Here is a 17,034-nt window from a genome sequence, read left to right as displayed (position 1 = left end):
CCAAATTACAAAATTGAATGTTTAAATTTCTAAAATTGGAATTTGGAATTTAAATATTGGAATTTTTTCTAAGAGTTGATCGCTACTCCGGTTCTTGATTTAATTAAGGGAATAACTTTAGATTCGTCTTGAGCAAATTTTTCCATTATTAATCTTGCGGTTAAGTAACACACTGTTGACTCTGCTCCTTGATTTAAGTTGACATTGTTTTTTTCAAGACCGTCGTAACCGCCGCCGCTTACGGGATTATACATAATTTGATTTAAATGATTTTTTCCTAAAAACCAGTTAAATGCAATTTTCATTTTCTTTCTATATTCCGGAGTTTCAAAAGTGTTATAAAAAGCATTTAAAGTCTGGATTGTATACGTAACATCAATTGGCTGTTCTCCGTATTGCTGCGGTTCTGCACCTTTGTGATACCAGCTTTGATTGGAGATTGCTTTAAAGTTTCCGTCTGTAAATGTTTTTGACAGTAGGAAATCTAATGAATCTAAGGCTACTTTTTTATAGACAGGTTTGTTTGTTATTAAATAAGCGTACAACATAGATTCTGGCAGAATTCCGTTTCCGTACGTTAAATAATTTTCAAACCATTGCCAGTCTTCAGAAGCTGTATCTTCATAATTAGCCAGTAATTTGGCATTTAGTTTGTTGATAATGGCCGCCACATATAAATTTGGAACTGCATTATGATACAAATACAAACCTTTTGTTGCAAAACCAATTGAACGCGGCGATTGAATATTTTCTGCCCATTTTAAGGAATTAAGGAAACATTTTGCTGCTTTCTTAGAAATATTCTCAGGCAGAATATCTGAATTTGAAACTACAGTTCCTAAAGCCCAGATTGCTCTTGCATTTGAATCTTCTAAATTAACTTCGGCATTTTGTTCAATATGTTCGCGGTTTTCCTGATCGACATAATTGATAAAATTTCCTTTTGGTTTCTGGCATCTTTCGATAAAATCCAAATAAATTAAAATGTACGGAAGATCGTCTTTGTCTCTGGTTAATTTGTAATGCGCACAAAATGCGATTAAAGCACGGGCATTATCATCTAGAGTATAACCTGATTCCAAATCCGGAACTGAGATTTTGCTAAACTGAATAATTCCCAAATCTGTCGTTAATCTTTTAATATGTCTTAACTGAATATCCGGATAACTGTATTTGACATCTGATGGATTTTCGATTAATTTTTTATAAGTATCCATGTGTGTTAAGGCACCATTTTCCCAAGATGATGCTCTCATTTTGGTAAAGGCATTGATTCCCATTTCACGTCTTAAATTTTCATTAGAAATTAGTTTTAATGTTTCTTCTGCAAATTGATCAACGTTTCCAATATCAACCAAAACACCGCAGTCTGAAGTTAAAACTTCTCTTGTATGCGGAATTTTTGAAGCAACCATAGGACAGGCGCAGCTCATCGCATAAGCAAAAGTGCCGCTTACAGCCTGGTTTGGATCTTTTGAAGTAAACAAATAAATATCGGTTGCTTTTAAATATTCTAAAAGTTCATCGGTATCTAAATATTTATTGATGAAGCGAACATTGTTGTGTAAATTTAATTCGTCAACAAGTGCTTCGAGTTTATCACGATAGGTATCAACTCCGTCTTTAATTAAATTTGGATGTGTTTTGCCAATAATTAAATATAATACGTTGGGTTCTTTTTCGACGATTTTTGCCAAAGCCTGTAAACCGGTTTCGATATTTTTTCCTTCGCCTAGAAGTCCAAAAGTTGAAAGTACAATTCTGTCCTGAATATCAAATTTTACTTTTGCCTGTGCCGGTTCTTCATAAATTACAATATGAGTTCCGTGTTGTACAGTTGTAATGATATCTTCATCAATATCGTAGTCTTTTATCAAAATTTCTTTTGACTGGTTGGTCATTACAAAAACTGAATTGCTGTAGCTTAAAAGTAATTTTACAAAGGTTTTCAATTCGTTATTCGGGTTTGGAATAACGCTGTGAAAAGTATAGGTTAAAGGTTTTTTTACTGCATTTAAAAAATCCAGTAAATGATCGCCATAGTTACCGCCAAATAAACCAAATTCATGCTGAATGTGAACTAGTTTCACATTCTTATCTTTATTAATTTCTTCGGCAACTTTTGTGTATTCGGCTCTTTCTTTTGTATTTAATGTAAAGGCTTGTGTTGGATTTGTCTGCGGTTTATCGACCAGTTCACAAATTTCACAAGTTATGGATTTACCAAAAACATCGGTAATTCCTTTAATGGTATCCTGAGTATAAGTTGCTATTCCACATTGTGTTGGAGGAAATGTTGAAAGAAAAACAATTTTCGATTTATTTGATATCTTCTTCATGGGGATTCTGTTTTAGTTCTGTTAATAAGTCGTCAAGGTTCAGAGAGTCCGCCGCAATTTTGTCATCGGCGACACCGTAATAAATTAGTCATTAAAAAGGACTGTTCCTGTTAAGGAAAACTACCTAATTTACATAACTGTATTTTTTGAAAAGAACCAGCTGTACAGCCAGTTTTTAATTTTGAATAAAATTACCTTGGGAACGCAGCGGTAATTAACTCAATCGATCAAAAAATTAACTCTAAAGCTTCTGGATGGGAATTGTATAACGTTGAGACTAAAATTCTAAAAGTGGCTGATAAATTTATGATTTGTAACGGATTGCGATAAAAAATATACCATTTGAGTTAATGGTTTTTGTAAGTAAAAAGGAACTTTGAGAGACAAACAAATCAGACTTGTAAAAAGTCACATTTTTTAACTTAAATTTTAATATTATGTTACGTTGGACAGTCACATTTATAATTCTAGCTATAGTAGCCGGAATTTTTGGTTTTGGAGGAATTGCTGCCGGAGCCGCTAGTATCGCAAAAATTTTATTCTTTATATTCTTAGTTTTATTTATTATCTCATTAATAAGCGGAAGAACAAGAGTTTAAAATCTTAGTTTATTGTTTAATAAAGCGGAATTAACTGTTGATGTTGATTTCGCTTTTTTGTTTTAATCTATACTTATAATTTTAACGCAAAGCACGCTAAGATAGTTTTAACGCAAAGGACGCTAAGATTTTTAATAAGTTAGTTTTTTACTAAAACTCAAAGTTCGCAAAGCTATGTCAACACAAAGCTTTGCGAACTTCAGCATTGAAAATGCAACCTTTCAAAATATCTTAGTGTACTTTGCGTTAAAATTTCAATGATAAGCTAATTCATAACTCATAACCTTTCTTAGTTACAAAAGCAATTGGTAAACCAATGCAGAAGATTAAAATCAAAACAGAAATGATTAACGGAAGGTCAAATTCTTTTGATGGAAGATTTGGAAATACTATTGGAAGTACAATAAGGTTCATTACAATCCAGACAAAGATTCCGTAGACAATTCCGGAAACATAAATGTTTTTTTTCAAAATAGGAACGTGAGGATATATCTTATAATAAAAATAAGCAAAAGCCAGTGCGATAAAATAGTGTAGCAATAAACCATAAAAAACCATTTGTGCGCCGCCTGTATATGCATGCTGTTTAAAAATACCGCTTGCAATAGACTGCAGAATTTTTTCGGCAGTTGTTTGATGTAATATAACAGAGTAAACGAAAATTGCAGCCAGAATATCTAAAGTTCCGGCCAATAAACCTGAGTATAAAATAGTTTTAGATTTTGATATCATTCATTTAGAGTTTAGTTATGTATTGAAAAATACTATTTAATTGATGTGTATGTCTTTGGGTATGAACTAATGCAAAATCAATCCATTCGTACATGGTGAATTTGTCAAAACCGGGAACCTGAAAATCCAGGCAGGTCAGGGTTAAATCGTATTTTTCGGCACAATCTAATAACTCAGATTCGAGCCTGAGTAATTCTATATTTAATGCGTTTTTATTGTATTCTTTTTTCTCCGGTTTAAGAAATACCGGAGCATCCATTTTTATGTTGAAGTTTAAAAAGAGACCTTCAATATCTTTAATTTTTTCGTCGGGTTTTCGGGTTGTTTTTTCCGTATTTCCGGCAAATAATTCGGGAAATCCGGAGCAGGCTAAAATGATATGCTGTACAACTTGTCCGGGAGTCCAGCTTCCTTGAAACGGAACCTGATTTAATTCGTTTTCAGAAAATTTTGATAGAATATCATTTAATTTTTTGAATGTTTCAACAATATCTTTTTGAATGTCTGTCTTCATATTATTGATTTTTAAGGTTTAATTTACGGAGGTAATCCACCAGACATTTCCAAAAGGATCTGTTACGCCGCAGGTTCTGCCGTAATCCTGATCGCTTAATCCCATTAAAGAAACAGCACCGTTTTCTAATGCTTTTAGATATGTTTTATCGGCATTAAGAACGTAAACAAATAAGTTGGCCGTTTGTTTTGACCAGTCTTGAGTTTCATCGGTAACCATAATTGTGCTTCCGTTTAAGGTAATTTCGGCATGCATTATGGTTCCGTCTTCGCGGAGTGCCTTCGAATGTGTTTCTGAAGCTCCGAAAACATTTTTTGTAAAATCTATAAATTGCGATGCGCCTTTGAGGATAAGGTAAGGCATTACGGTTTGATGTTCTGCAGGTAAATTCATTTTTTGTGGTTTAGATGTTAGTATCTCAAAAATACGATTTTTATTGCAATATTTTGTAAATCAATAAATTGTGAATTTACGGAAGTGCTTCGCAATGAAAACCATGCGAATTTAGAAGTTCGATTATTTTATGATTTGACATAGAAGCGGCGTGAACCCGAAGAATTTTATCGCAGTCTTCAAGATCAAAATTGACGATGCTGTTTGGGAAATGTTCAAGAAGTTTCCCCACAATCATTACTGACTGCTCGACTTCCTGAACATTTGTTTTAAAAACTTCTATCATCGCAAGAAAATTTTACAAAGCGATATTTTTGTATCGCTCGATTTTATGATAATAGATATAAGAGATTGCCAAAATCACCAAAACGATTAACGGAAAGAAACTTTGAAAGTTAATGCCGTCAACCGCAAAATGACTTATAGAAGCAAATATAAAGTCGAAACCAAATCCGGCGTAAGCCCATTCTTTTACATTTTTAGGAACCGACGGAATCACTAATACCAAAACTCCAAGAATTTTGAAAATTACCAGTGCATTTCCAAAATACTCCGGATAACCTAAATGTCTGATTCCTTCTTTAGCCAATTCGGTCTGTGAAGTCAAAGCCGGCATAACGCCTTCGAATAAAAAAATAATAATTGTTGTAACCCAAAAAATAATTTTTGCTTTTTTCATGTGGTTTATTTTTAAATAGTTATTAGTTAATGTATTACAAATATACTATTCTTGTTTTTTCATGAAATAGTTATTTACGACTATTTTAGGGGCATTTGGGACAAGTTTTTTGATTTTAGATTATTTGCCACAAAGGCGCGAAGGCACTAAGTTTTTTTTAAGTTTTCTTTTAAGTTTTCTTTTTTGACTTGTATAAGATACAAAGTATGTCTTTGCGAGGAACGAAGCAATCTCACTTGCATGAGCGACAAAGTTTGATTTAGCTAGTGAGATTGCTTCGTTCCTCGCAAAGACTTTGAGTATATGCTTTGAGAGGGCTTCGACTTCGCTCAGCCTGACAAAATCTGTAAGAGACTTAAAAAAAACTTAGTGCCTTAGCGCCTTTGTGGCAAAAAAAAACTAAAAAACGCCATGAAACCTAAGTCTCACAGCGTTTTCCTCTCAAAAAATAAATAATTAACGGGTAATGTAACAGGGTATTATTTCCAGCCTCCGCCTAGAGCGCGGTACAAATCAGTATTGGCTGTAAGTTGTTGTCTTTTAACATCAGCAAGTTCCAGTTCGCTTTGCAATAAATTTGCTTGGGCTGTTAAAACTTCAAGATATTCTGCCATACCATTTTTGAATAAAAGGTTAGCATTTTTAATCGCTTGCTGTAAAGTTTTTACTTTTTCTTTCAAGAAAGTTTCCTGTTGTTGTAATTTCTCTACTTTAACTAAAGCATCAGAAACTTCGCTTACAGCAACCAAAACAGATTGTCTAAAACTTAAAACCGCTTTTTCTCTTTCTGCGACAGCAATATTATATTGAGTTCTCACTCTTTTGTTGTTCAAAAGCGGTTGTGTTAAACCTCCTGCAACAGTTCCGAATAATGAAGCCGGAATGTTGAACCAATTGCTGGTTTCAAAAGAATTTACTCCGCCTTGAGCAGTGATTCTTAAAGTTGGATATAGATCCGCTTTTGTGATTCCAACATTTGCGTTTGCTGCTTTAAGAGCTAATTCAGCACTTTTTACATCAGGTCTTCTGCTTACTAATGAAGATGGAATTCCGATAGCAGTATTGTTTTTAACTTCAATTGCACTTAACTTAATTGTTCTTTCTTTAGAATTCGGAAATGAACCCGTTAAAACACTTAAAGCATTTTCCTGAATGGCAATGTTTTGTTCCAATAAAGGAATCAATTGCGCTGAGTTTAATTTCTGTGCTTCCGATTGTTGAATCGCTAATGTAGTTACCTGACCAGCATCGTATTTTAATTTGATAATATTAGTTGTACTATCGTTTAATTTTAGATTTTGTCTGGCAATTTCTAATTGTGCATCCAGCATTAAAAGGTTGTAATATCCTCTTGAAACATTGGCAACAATATTAGTCTGCAATGCTTTTTTAACTTCTGCAGATTGTAAATATCCTGCATAAGCACCTTTTTTCTGATTTCTGATTTTCCCCCAGATATCAGCTTCCCATGAAAGTGAAGCTCCGGCAGAATAATCGTCAATATGTTTGGCACCAATTGCCTGATTTAGGTTCAATCCTGTAAAACTATTGTCAGATGGATTGCTTGTACTTGCATTTACAAATAAATTAACCTGAGGTACATTTCCCCATTTTGATTGTGTAAATCTGTATTGTGCAATTTCAATGTTTTTTTCGGCAATCTGCAAATCGTTGTTTCTCGCAACGGCGCTGTCGATCAATTTGATAATATCTTTTTCTGTAAAGAAGTTTTTCCACTCCACATCAGCAATACTTGTTGTATCACTCGAAGTTGATGCATTCCTGAAATTCTCAGGAAATGCATCTTTTGGAGTTTCAATATCCTTCGAAACTTTACAGGATATTAATGTCGTGATCAGAATGGCGAAGGTCACGATTTTGGTTATATGATTTTTCATTCTTTCTTTTATTAAATTTCTGTACAAGTCTCTTTAGTTTCAAGATCTTTTGAGATTCTGTACGATATATAAGCGATGCCAATTATTATGGCTACTAAAGCTGTGGTTATATAGTTTTCCATTTATTCTTTTTCTTCGTTATGAATTACGGCAACTGGTTTTCCAGAAACCTTTTCTTGTAAATGCTGGAAGATGATGAATAATACCGGAATGATAAACAAACCTAGAATTACTCCTGAAATCATACCTCCGGCAGCACCAATACTAATAGAGTGGTTACCTTGAGCTGATGGTCCTGTTGCGCTCATCATTGGTATTAAACCTACGATAAAGGCAAGAGACGTCATGATAATTGGTCGTAAACGTAATTTTGCAGCATCGATTGAAGCTCTTATTAACGCTTGTCCCGATTTTCTTTTCTGCACGGCAAATTCGACAATCAGAATGGCATTTTTGGCGAGAAGTCCAATCAGCATGACAAGGGCAACTTGTACATAAATGTTGTTCTCAATTCCAGTTAAACCAATAGCTACGAATACTCCAAAAATACCTGCAGGGATTGATAAGATTACTGCCAAAGGCAAAATGTAACTTTCGTACTGTGCAGCAAGTAGGAAATAAACGAATATCAAACACAGTAAGAATATTGTTGCGGATTGTCCTCCGGATGATATCTCCTCACGAGTTTGGCCCGAGAATTCAAACCCGTAACCTGCAGGTAATTGTTGTGCTGCTACTTCTTCAATTGCTTTAATGGCATCTCCTGAACTAAATCCTGGTTTTGGAATGGCATTAATAGAAATTGAGTTAAATAAATTGTATCGTGATGCGGTTTCTGAACCATAAATACGAGTTAGTTTTACTAAAGTATTTATTGGAACCATTTCGCCTGTTCTGTTTTTAACAAATACACGGTCAATTGCTGATGGATCAGCTCTGTCGGCAATATCAGCCTGAACTACAACACGGTAATATTTACCAAATCTGTTGAAATCTGATGCCTGTGCGCTACCAAAATAAGCCTGCATCGTTTGCAGAATGTCTTTTACATTTACGCCTAATTGATTTGCTTTCTCATCATTAACTTCCAATTGTAATTGAGGATAATCTGCTTTGAAAGAGGTAAAGGCAACTGCAATCTCAGGACGTTTCATTAATTCACCGATAAAGTTTTGAGAAATTCCACTGAATTTATCCAGTTTTCCTCCTGTTTTATCTTGTAAAACTAAATCTAAAGCCTCAACGTTACTAAATCCAGGAACAGTTGGGAAACTGAATACGAAGAAACTTCCGCCAGAAATAGCGCCCAGTTTACCACGAACCTGATTCATGATTTCGTCAATGTTTTTTACTTCGCCGCGTTCTTCGTTTGGTTTAAGTAATACGAATACAACAGCAGAAGATGGACTTGTAGAGTTAGTCAATAAGTTGAAACCTGAAATCGCGGTTACGAATCGAGAAGCGTCTAATGCTTTTAAGGTATTTTCAGCTTCGGTCATTACTTTTTGAGTTCCGTCTAATGATGTTCCAGATGGCGTATTTACTGCAATCGCAATAAATCCTTGATCTTCTGTTGGAATAAATCCTGCAGGAGTTGTTTTTACCATTACAATCGTAGCCACAACAATTAAAGCTAATCCGCCTAAACTCAACCATTTTCTTCTGATTAAGAATTTAAGTCCGCCTACGTAACGATTCGTTAAAGATTCAAAACTGCTGTTGAAAGCGGTAAAGAATTTTTCTTTAAATCCTTTTTTTACATAAGCTGCATCGTGATCGTGTGCTCCGTGATTATCTTTTAAGAATAATGCCGCAAGCGCCGGACTCAATGTTAAGGCATTTACTGCCGAAATTACAATTGCAATTGCCATTGTAAAGGCAAACTGACGATAGAAAACTCCTGTTGAGCCTTCCATAAAACCAACCGGCAGGAATACAGCAGCCATTACCAGCGTAATCGAGATAATAGCACCCGTTATTTCGTGCATTGCTTCATGGGTTGCTACTTTTGGAGACAAGCGTTTATGCTCCATTTTCGCATGCACCGCTTCGACTACCACAATGGCATCATCGACCACAATACCAATCGCCAGAATTAATGCGAAAAGTGTTAAAAGGTTGATCGAAAATCCGAATAACTGCATGAAGAAGAACGTTCCTAAAATTGCTACAGGTACAGCAATAGCCGGGATTAATGTTGATCTAAAATCTTGCAAGAAGATAAATACCACAATAAATACAAGTATAAAAGCTTCTAATAATGTATGCTCAACTTGTTCGATTGATTGGTCAAGAGATACTTTTGTACTATAGAAAATATTGTGTTTTATGCCTTTAGGAAAATCTTTAGAAGCCTTTTCCATCATTTTGTTAATGGCAATCTGAATATCATTTGAGTTTGATCCAGCTAACTGAATAACCCCAATTACAATTCCTTTTTTACCATTTAAACGAGTTAAACTGTTATAAGAATATGCTCCAAGTTCAACTCTCGCAACATCTTTTAAGCGAAGTACTGAACCATCTGGATTAGAACGAATTGCAATGTTTTGATAGTCTTCAGGTTTAGTTAATTTCCCTTTATATTTAATAACGTATTCAAAAACTTCTTTGCTTCGTTCTCCAAATTTCCCCGGAGCCGCTTCCAAACTTTTGTCCTGAATAGCGCCCATAACTTCACTTGGAGTCACTTTATAAGTTGACATTTGTGTTGGGTTTAACCAAACACGCATAGAGTAATCTTTTACACCACCAAAAATACTGGCAGAACCTACACCCGGAATACGTTTTAACTCCGGAATAATATTGATTTGTGCATAGTTGGCAACAAAAGTCTGATCGTATTTTGCTTCATCATCTGTGTACATACCAATTGCCATGATGAAACTGTTTTGTTGTTTCGCCGTAACAATACCTTGCTGTACAACCTCTGCAGGAAGCTGGCTCGTTGCCTGTGCCACTCTGTTTTGAACGTTTACAGCAGCCTGGTCAGCATCTGTACCCAATTTAAAGAAAACAGTAATTGCCAAGGTACCGTCGTTACTCGCTGTAGAACTCATGTAAGTCATGTTTTCTACACCATTTATAGATTCTTCGATTGAAGGTGCCACAGAACGTAAAACCGTTTCTGCGTTGGCTCCCGGATATACCGCCGTTACCAAAACCGATGGTGGCGCAATATCAGGAAACTGTTGTAAAGGCAGTTTAGTTAAACCAAGTACCCCAAGAATCACCAATAAAATGGAGATTACGGTTGCCAGTACAGGTCTTTGTATAAATATTTTGAACATTGTTTTTTAGAATTATTTTTTATTAGTTACTTCGGCAACTTTAGTTGATTTTTCTGGCTGAATCGCTTGTCCATCCTGAAGTTTGTCAATACCGCTTAACACGATTTGGTCACCAGTTTTTACACCTTCTTTAATTAAATAATTAGTACCGCTTTTACCCACAACTGTAATAGGCATTTTAGTTACTTTGTTGTCTTTACCTACTGTGAAAACAAATACTTTATCCTGCATTTCAACTGTAGCCGACTGTGGAACTAAAATTGCATCGTTGTGGTTTAATCCTAAACGAATTCTTCCTGTGTTTCCAGAACGTAATGTTCCGTTTGCATTTGGGAAAGTTGCTCTAATTGTGATTGCTCCGGTAGTTTTATCAAACTGACCGTCAACCATATCAATTTTTCCGGTTTGAGGATAAGCGTTGTTATCAGCTAAAATCAAAGTAACCGGAGGTAATTTTTTGATTTTATCACCAAGTGAACTTCCAGCATATTGTGCTTTAAAGTTGATGAAATCAGTTTCGCCTAAAGAGAAATAAGCAAACACTTCATGAACATCTGATAAAGTTGTAAGAGCTTCAACATCAGAAGCAGAAACTAAACTTCCTTGTTTTTTAGGTAATCTTCCAATATATCCGCTAACTGGAGCTGTAACATTTGTATATCCTAAATTAATTTTAGCAGAACCTACCATTGCTTTTGCTTGTTCGATATTTGCAGCAGCAATTTTTTGAGAAGCTTTAGCTGTTTTCAATTGGTAATCAGAAACTACTTTATTTTGTACTAAAGGAGTTAATTTATCTACTTCTAAATTAGCGTTAATTAAAGCTGCTTCTGCAGCGTGTAAACTTGCTAAAGCATTGTTTAACTGCTCACGGTATGGACGTTCGTTTATTTTAAATAAAGTTTGTCCTTTGCTTACGTAAGCACCTTCGTCAACAAAAATTCTGTCAAGGTTTCCACTTACTTGCGGACGAATTTCAACATCTACAGTTCCTTGTATAGCAGCTGGATATTCAGCATCAGTAGTTGTATTTGCACTTGTTATAGCCAACACAGGTAAAACCGGCGGTGGTGGAGCAGTAGGCGCCTGATTTTTGTCGCCACAGCTGCTTAATACTAAAGCCAGAACAAAACTGGTTATAATTATTACATTTTTCATTTTCATATTGGTTTTAATTGGTTGAACATTTTCTCGGATTAAATTCTTAGGTATTCTGACATTCTCGGGATTCATATCTAATTAAATTAAATTATCTAACGTTGTTAAGTAAATGTGCGCAAACTTTCATACTTTAAGCTTTTTCAAATCTATTTTAAATCATTATTAAAATATTTAACGGCGTTAAGTAAAAGTCTAAAAAAAGAGCTTTTATTATTCTATTAAATTTTCTAACAGTGTTAAGTTAAGGTTATAAAAAAAAGGATTTTATATTATCCAATTAAATTATTTTACACTGTTAAGTAAAAATTGAAAAAAAAATCTATTGTATTGATTTGATGATACCGCCAATGGCATCTTTCAAAATTTGAGCATTTATTGTTTCTAAAATATCACTTTTGTTAATGATGTTGATGGCGATTAAACCATGAATAACAGAAAAGAAAGTAAAATATTTTTGTTTAATGATATCTTCGCTCGGATTGCTGTCTTTCATTACATCAGCAATAACTCCGGTGAATAATTTGTAAGGTCCCTCTTGAGCCGAACATCGCTGTGCGCAGCAGGTCATTTGAACACCAAACATTAGTTGGTACATTTCAGTATTTGTAAAAGCGAAGTCCCAGTAAGTCATCCACATGGCTTCTAATTGATCTTCCGGTTTTTCAAACTTATCTATTGCAACTTGTAGTTCTTTAGTCAGTTTAATAAAACCTTTACCTGTCAATTCTTCAAGTATTGCTTCTTTATTCGAAAAGTATTCATAAATAATAGGAGCAGTATATTCGATTCTGTCGGCAATTTTACGCATACTCAAACCATTCCAGCCTTCATCTTTTACGATATCATAAGCAGCCCCAAGGATATTATTCCTTGTCTCTTCTTTTTGTCTTAAAATTCGATCTTTGCTAGCCATTATATTCGAGTATTAAATTGTTTAACACTGTTAGGCAAATGTATGGCGGATTTTCTAATAATGAAATATTTTTATCATAATATTTTCTTATTCAATCATAGAGAGAATTAAAATAGCAGTAAAATAAGATGTTCCGAAAGGTTTTGTATTTTTGTAAAATTTCATTTTAAGCAAAATTCAAACTAAATTCGAATCAAATTAAGATGGTTTTGAAGTTTTTTGATTCAAAAAAAAGTCTGATTTCTCATTTGCGAATAAAATTTCAATCAAAATTTTAGAAAGTGCTAAAAATAAACAAAAGAAATAGGAACGATGATTTATCGATTATTTCATTCCCCGAACGTTCATTTCTATCGTATAAACACTTTTACCGGCAGTAATAAATAATGTTTTAAATTTTTTTCCTCCAAAACAAACATTAGCGGTCCATGGTTCAGGAACATCAATATGGGTTATTTTTTCTCCTTGCGGATTGAATATGGTAACTCCTTTTCCGCATAAGTAAATATTTCCGGATTCGTCTATTGTCATTCCATCTGAACCTGATTCGGTAAACAGCGTTTTTTTGCCTAAAGAACCGTTACTTTCGATTGCATAAGAGTACGTTTTATTTGCTCCTATATCCGCTACGTATAAGGTTTTTCCATTCGAAGTTCCAATAATGCCATTAGGTTTTACAAGGTCATCCCCAACGTTTATAATTTTGGATTTATCTGGAGATATATAGTAAACACATTCTTTCTCAATTTCTTTGGAGGTATGTTTCCAGTAATCCCTTTGGTAAAAAGGATCTGTAAAATAGATACCGCCTTTTGGATCAACCCAAAGATCATTGGGACCGTTCAGCCTTTTTCCTTCGAAGTTGTTTAGTAATACAGTATAATTTTTGTTCTTGTCTATTTTCCAAAGCTCATTTTTTTCATCGGCGCAAGCCAAAAGATTACCTTCGTGATCAAAATATAAACCGTTAGCCCTTCCAGAATTTTCCATAAAAACAGAAAGTTCGCCATTAACCGACCATTTCATGATTCTATTATTAGGCTGATCCGTAAAATAAATATTTCCTTTCTTATCCACTGCAGGGCCTTCCGTAAAACTGAATTGATCTGATAGTTTTGTGAGAACTGCGCCTTTTGCTATTAAATTATAGCTTTTTTCTTTTGTCTGAGCGTATATAAAATTTGTAATAGTTAAAGTAATAACAAATATAAGTTGTGATTTTATTTTAAGTTGGAGCATTATAAAAAGGTTTAAAAGTTGCTTTTGAAGCGTTTTTAAAAGTAGTTTTTATTTCTGATATTCTGCAAAGTTGGGTTAAGATTCTTTTGAGGAGCAGAAATTCCGTTTTCAAAAGAACTTTTTGTCCCGCTCTCCACTATATTCCCGATAAACAAAAACTACGGCTAAAAAGCCTTGTTTTTCTAAATCGGGAGATGCCGTTTCGATCGGGGCTAGGCCAGAAGGTATCTTTTTCATGATTTCCCTAAGTAAGTTTAACATATTAAATTTGAAATGGCGCCTTTTTACGTGTAGAAAGTAATATTTTTACGAGACAAATTCAAAAAACACTTAATCAATAAATTATGTCGCTACTGATTCTTATTGCAGGGATTCTCTTATTATTGATTCTAATTTCCGTTGTCAAACTCAATGCCTTTATTTCCTTAATTGTTGCCGCTTTCTTTGTCGGCATTTTTAAGCAAATGCCTTTTCCGGATTTAATCAATTCGATACAGCAGGGAATAGGAAGTACGTTAGGTTCTTTAATTTTAATTATTGCTTTTGGCGTTATTTTAGGAAATTTACTTTCTGATAGTGGCGCTGCACAGCGAATCAGTTCTGTCATGATTCAGTCTTTTGGTATTCAGTATATTAAATGGGCAATGGTCATAACCGGATTCTCTGTTGGAATTTCGATGTTCTACAATGCAGGGTTTATAATTTTGATTCCAATGGTTTTTGCCGTAGCCAAAAGCACTAAACAACCTATCATTTATTTGGGAATTGCTATGGCATCGGCACTTTCTATTACGCATGGTTTTTTGCCTCCACATCCGGGGCCAACAGCAATTGCGGTTATTTTTAAAGCCAATATTGGCAAAACACTTCTTTACGGACTTATAGTTGCGCTTCCGGCACTTTTCATGGCCGGAATCATCTTTCCTGAATTTATAAAAAAAATAAATGCCTTTCCCCCAAAAGGATTATTTGACAGCAAAACTTTCACAGAATCAGAAATGCCTTCGTTTGCAATTAGCATTGTAACGGCATTAGTTCCAGTTTTTTTAATGGCGACAGCTACGTTCAGTGAATTAGTATTGCCCAAAGAAAGTGCGTTATGTACTGTTTTGCTTTTTATTGGAAATCCGCTGACTTCAATGTTGATTGCAATACTTTTTGCTGTATTTACTTTAGGCATTTTACGCGGAAGAAAAATGCAGGACATTATGGATAAATCGGGTAGTGCTTTAAGTTCGGCTACGATGATCATTTTAATAATTGCTGCCGGCGGTGCTTTTAAACAAGTATTAATTGACAGCGGAATTGGAACAGATTTAAGTACTTTTTTCGAAAAATCTTCTCTTTCACCTTTATTTTTAGGCTGGCTGATTGCGACTATTATTCGCATTGCTTTAGGATCTGCGACAGTCGCCGGATTAACCGCAGCCGGAATTGTACAACCCTTAGTGATTGCATCTGGTGTGAGTCCGGAATTAATGGTTTTGTCTATTGGCGCTGGAAGTTTAATGTGCTCGCATGTAAACGATACCGGGTTTTGGATGTTTAAGGAATATTTTGGTATCAGCGTGTCAGACACTTTTAAAACCTGGACGGTTATGGAAACAATTATAGGAGTAATGGGATTAATTGGGGTATTACTTTTAAATTTATGGATCAAATAAAAAACATGGAAGCATTGTATATTGGTATTGATATTGGAACAACAGCCACAAAAGCCGTTTGTTTTGATAAACAGGGAAATGTGCTTCGACAAATTGTTAAGTCGTACAGAATGTATCATCCCAAGCCGGAATGGAGTGTTCAAAAACCGCACGAAATTTTGCAAACCGTAAAGGGATGTATTAACGAGATTACAAACGGAATTCAGCCTCAGTTTATCAGTTTTAGCTCAGCGATGCAAAGTGTCATTGCAATTGACGAAAATGGAAAACCACTGACAGATGCTATTTTATGGGCAGATAACAGAGCTGTGGTAATTGCCGAAAAGCTTAAAAATTCAGATCAGGGAAAACACTTTTATCAAAAAACCGGAATACCAATTCATCCTTTTTCTCCCTTCACAAAAATTGCCTGGTTCAAAGAATTTGACTCTGAACTATTTTCTAAAACTTATAAATTCATCAGTATAAAAGAATATGTCTGGCATCATTTGACCAATGAATATTATACAGACACCTCAATGGCATCCGGAACCGGATTGTTAAACATTCATACTTTAGATTGGGATGAGGAAGTTTTGGATTTCTTAAACATAAAGCCTCATCAACTATCTAAAGTTTGCAAAGTCACACACCAATGCAAAGGAATTTCAGATGATTTTCTTTATATAATTGGCGGTGGCGACGGTGCGTTGGCCAATCTGGGAACAGGCGCCATGAACAAAAATTGTATTGCTTTAACTATCGGCACGAGCGGAGCAGTTCGACTGCCTATTGACAAACCGTATCTTGACGACCAAATGCGCACGCAGTGTTATCATTTGATGGACAATCAATATCTTACTTTAGGTGCTGTCAATAATGGTGCAATAATTTTACAATGGCTGAAAGAAACTTTGCTAAAGACAGCACAATCTTTAGAAGTTCTTATTGAAGAAGCCGCAAAAATTCCTGCGGGTTCTGATGGACTGCTTTTTGTACCTTATTTATTGGGAGAACGTGCTCCAATTTGGGATGCCTCGGCTCAAGGAACTCTTTTAGGTATGCAGATTACGCACACACAAGCGCACTTAGTACGAGCCACTTTAGAAGGAATTTTATTTGGATTATTCCAAATTACAGAAATTTTAATTCCGGATCCCGAACATAGAAAAGAAACAAAAGTTATGGCCAGCGGCGGATTTGGTAAAAGCGAACTTTGGCTCCAAATGGTTGCTGATATTTTTCAGATGCAGGTTGAAACCTCGCAAACTATCGAAGGATCTTCCTGGGGAGCTGTTCTTATAGGTTTAAAATCACTGGGCGAGGAGATTACAAATGATAACAAAACGGGACAAAACTATTTTCCTAATACGAAACATAAAAATGTATATGAAGCTGCGTTCAATAAGTTTAAAAAAGTATATCCTTTACTGAAGGATTTTTAAGAGCCAATGTAAATTTGCATCAGAAACGTTAAAAACATAAAAATTGATTATTGCTGTTATTAAACTGGACTGAAGTCCAGCTCTACAAAATAGACCGAGCCTCTGGCTCTTTTTTTGGACGGAATAAAATTCCGAAGGAATGATCCATATTGTAGAGCTGGACTTCAGTCCAGTTTAAAAATGCATAAA

The 17,034-nt window shown here is 34.9% G+C and carries 14 protein-coding genes; 3 read left to right on the top strand and 11 right to left on the bottom strand.

Annotated features, from left to right (window positions below; all coding sequences use genetic code 11):
* Window positions 1-68 precede the first annotated feature (68 nt).
* Window positions 69-2,339 (bottom strand): glycosyltransferase, encoded by a 2,271-nt coding sequence (locus B3C18_RS16210; RefSeq protein ID WP_291148772.1) that lies wholly within the window; start codon window positions 2,337-2,339, stop codon window positions 69-71.
* A 437-nt stretch (window positions 2,340-2,776) separates the two neighbouring features.
* Here B3C18_RS16210 and B3C18_RS16205 point away from each other — a divergent pair, with 437 nt between their 5' ends.
* Entirely contained in the window at window positions 2,777-2,938 is a 162-nt protein-coding gene (locus B3C18_RS16205) for a DUF1328 domain-containing protein (RefSeq protein WP_073417710.1), read from the top strand.
* A gap of 270 nt (window positions 2,939-3,208) precedes the next feature.
* Here B3C18_RS16205 and B3C18_RS16200 read toward each other — a convergent pair whose 3' ends face one another.
* From B3C18_RS16200 to B3C18_RS16155, 10 genes are all read right to left on the bottom strand, one after another.
* Window positions 3,209-3,670, bottom strand: a complete 462-nt coding sequence (locus tag B3C18_RS16200) for a DUF1440 domain-containing protein (protein ID WP_291148767.1) — start codon at window positions 3,668-3,670, stop codon at window positions 3,209-3,211.
* A gap of 4 nt (window positions 3,671-3,674) precedes the next feature.
* On the bottom strand, window positions 3,675-4,184 hold the full coding sequence (locus B3C18_RS16195; RefSeq protein WP_291148764.1) for a DinB family protein: 510 nt from the start codon (window positions 4,182-4,184) through the stop codon (window positions 3,675-3,677).
* An 18-nt stretch (window positions 4,185-4,202) separates the two neighbouring features.
* On the bottom strand, window positions 4,203-4,577 hold the full coding sequence (locus tag B3C18_RS16190; RefSeq protein ID WP_291148756.1) for a VOC family protein: 375 nt from the start codon (window positions 4,575-4,577) through the stop codon (window positions 4,203-4,205).
* A gap of 76 nt (window positions 4,578-4,653) precedes the next feature.
* Window positions 4,654-4,863 carry a hypothetical protein gene (locus B3C18_RS16185; protein ID WP_291148752.1) on the bottom strand — a complete coding sequence of 70 codons (210 nt, stop codon included), beginning with the start codon at window positions 4,861-4,863 and terminating at the stop codon, window positions 4,654-4,656.
* A gap of 12 nt (window positions 4,864-4,875) precedes the next feature.
* Entirely contained in the window at window positions 4,876-5,256 is a 381-nt protein-coding gene (locus B3C18_RS16180) for a DoxX family protein (protein WP_291148749.1), read from the bottom strand.
* 479 nt (window positions 5,257-5,735) lie between these two features.
* A complete protein-coding gene (locus B3C18_RS16175) occupies window positions 5,736-7,154 on the bottom strand; it encodes a TolC family protein (protein WP_291148745.1) in 1,419 nt (472 codons plus the stop codon).
* Window positions 7,155-7,276: 122 nt separating this feature from the next.
* On the bottom strand, window positions 7,277-10,444 hold the full coding sequence (locus tag B3C18_RS16170) for an efflux RND transporter permease subunit (RefSeq protein WP_291148741.1): 3,168 nt from the start codon (window positions 10,442-10,444) through the stop codon (window positions 7,277-7,279).
* Between the two features lie 12 nt (window positions 10,445-10,456).
* Window positions 10,457-11,677: an efflux RND transporter periplasmic adaptor subunit gene (locus tag B3C18_RS16165; protein ID WP_291148736.1), complete on the bottom strand. Its 1,221-nt coding sequence runs from the start codon at window positions 11,675-11,677 to the stop codon at window positions 10,457-10,459.
* A gap of 247 nt (window positions 11,678-11,924) precedes the next feature.
* Window positions 11,925-12,518 (bottom strand): TetR/AcrR family transcriptional regulator, encoded by a 594-nt coding sequence (locus tag B3C18_RS16160; RefSeq protein WP_053474489.1) that lies wholly within the window; start codon window positions 12,516-12,518, stop codon window positions 11,925-11,927.
* A gap of 324 nt (window positions 12,519-12,842) precedes the next feature.
* Window positions 12,843-13,757 carry an SMP-30/gluconolactonase/LRE family protein gene (locus B3C18_RS16155; RefSeq protein WP_291148728.1) on the bottom strand — a complete coding sequence of 305 codons (915 nt, stop codon included), beginning with the start codon at window positions 13,755-13,757 and terminating at the stop codon, window positions 12,843-12,845.
* Window positions 13,758-14,101: 344 nt separating this feature from the next.
* On the opposite strand from B3C18_RS16155, the gene B3C18_RS16150 reads away from it, so the two are divergent.
* Together B3C18_RS16150 and B3C18_RS16145 are read left to right on the top strand one after the other, a co-directional pair.
* Window positions 14,102-15,421, top strand: a complete 1,320-nt coding sequence (locus B3C18_RS16150; RefSeq protein WP_291148725.1) for a gluconate:H+ symporter — start codon at window positions 14,102-14,104, stop codon at window positions 15,419-15,421.
* On the top strand, window positions 15,409-16,845 hold the full coding sequence (locus B3C18_RS16145) for a gluconokinase (RefSeq protein WP_291148721.1): 1,437 nt from the start codon (window positions 15,409-15,411) through the stop codon (window positions 16,843-16,845). Before B3C18_RS16150 ends, B3C18_RS16145 begins: the two co-directional genes overlap by 13 nt.
* Window positions 16,846-17,034: the final 189 nt, after the last annotated feature.

Origin of the sequence: Flavobacterium sp. UBA7680 (assembly GCF_002482975.1) — a bacterium.
GTDB lineage: Bacteria > Bacteroidota > Bacteroidia > Flavobacteriales > Flavobacteriaceae > Flavobacterium.
Note: the sequence above shows the minus strand (reverse complement) of the source record. Positions and strands in the feature narration are given on the sequence as shown.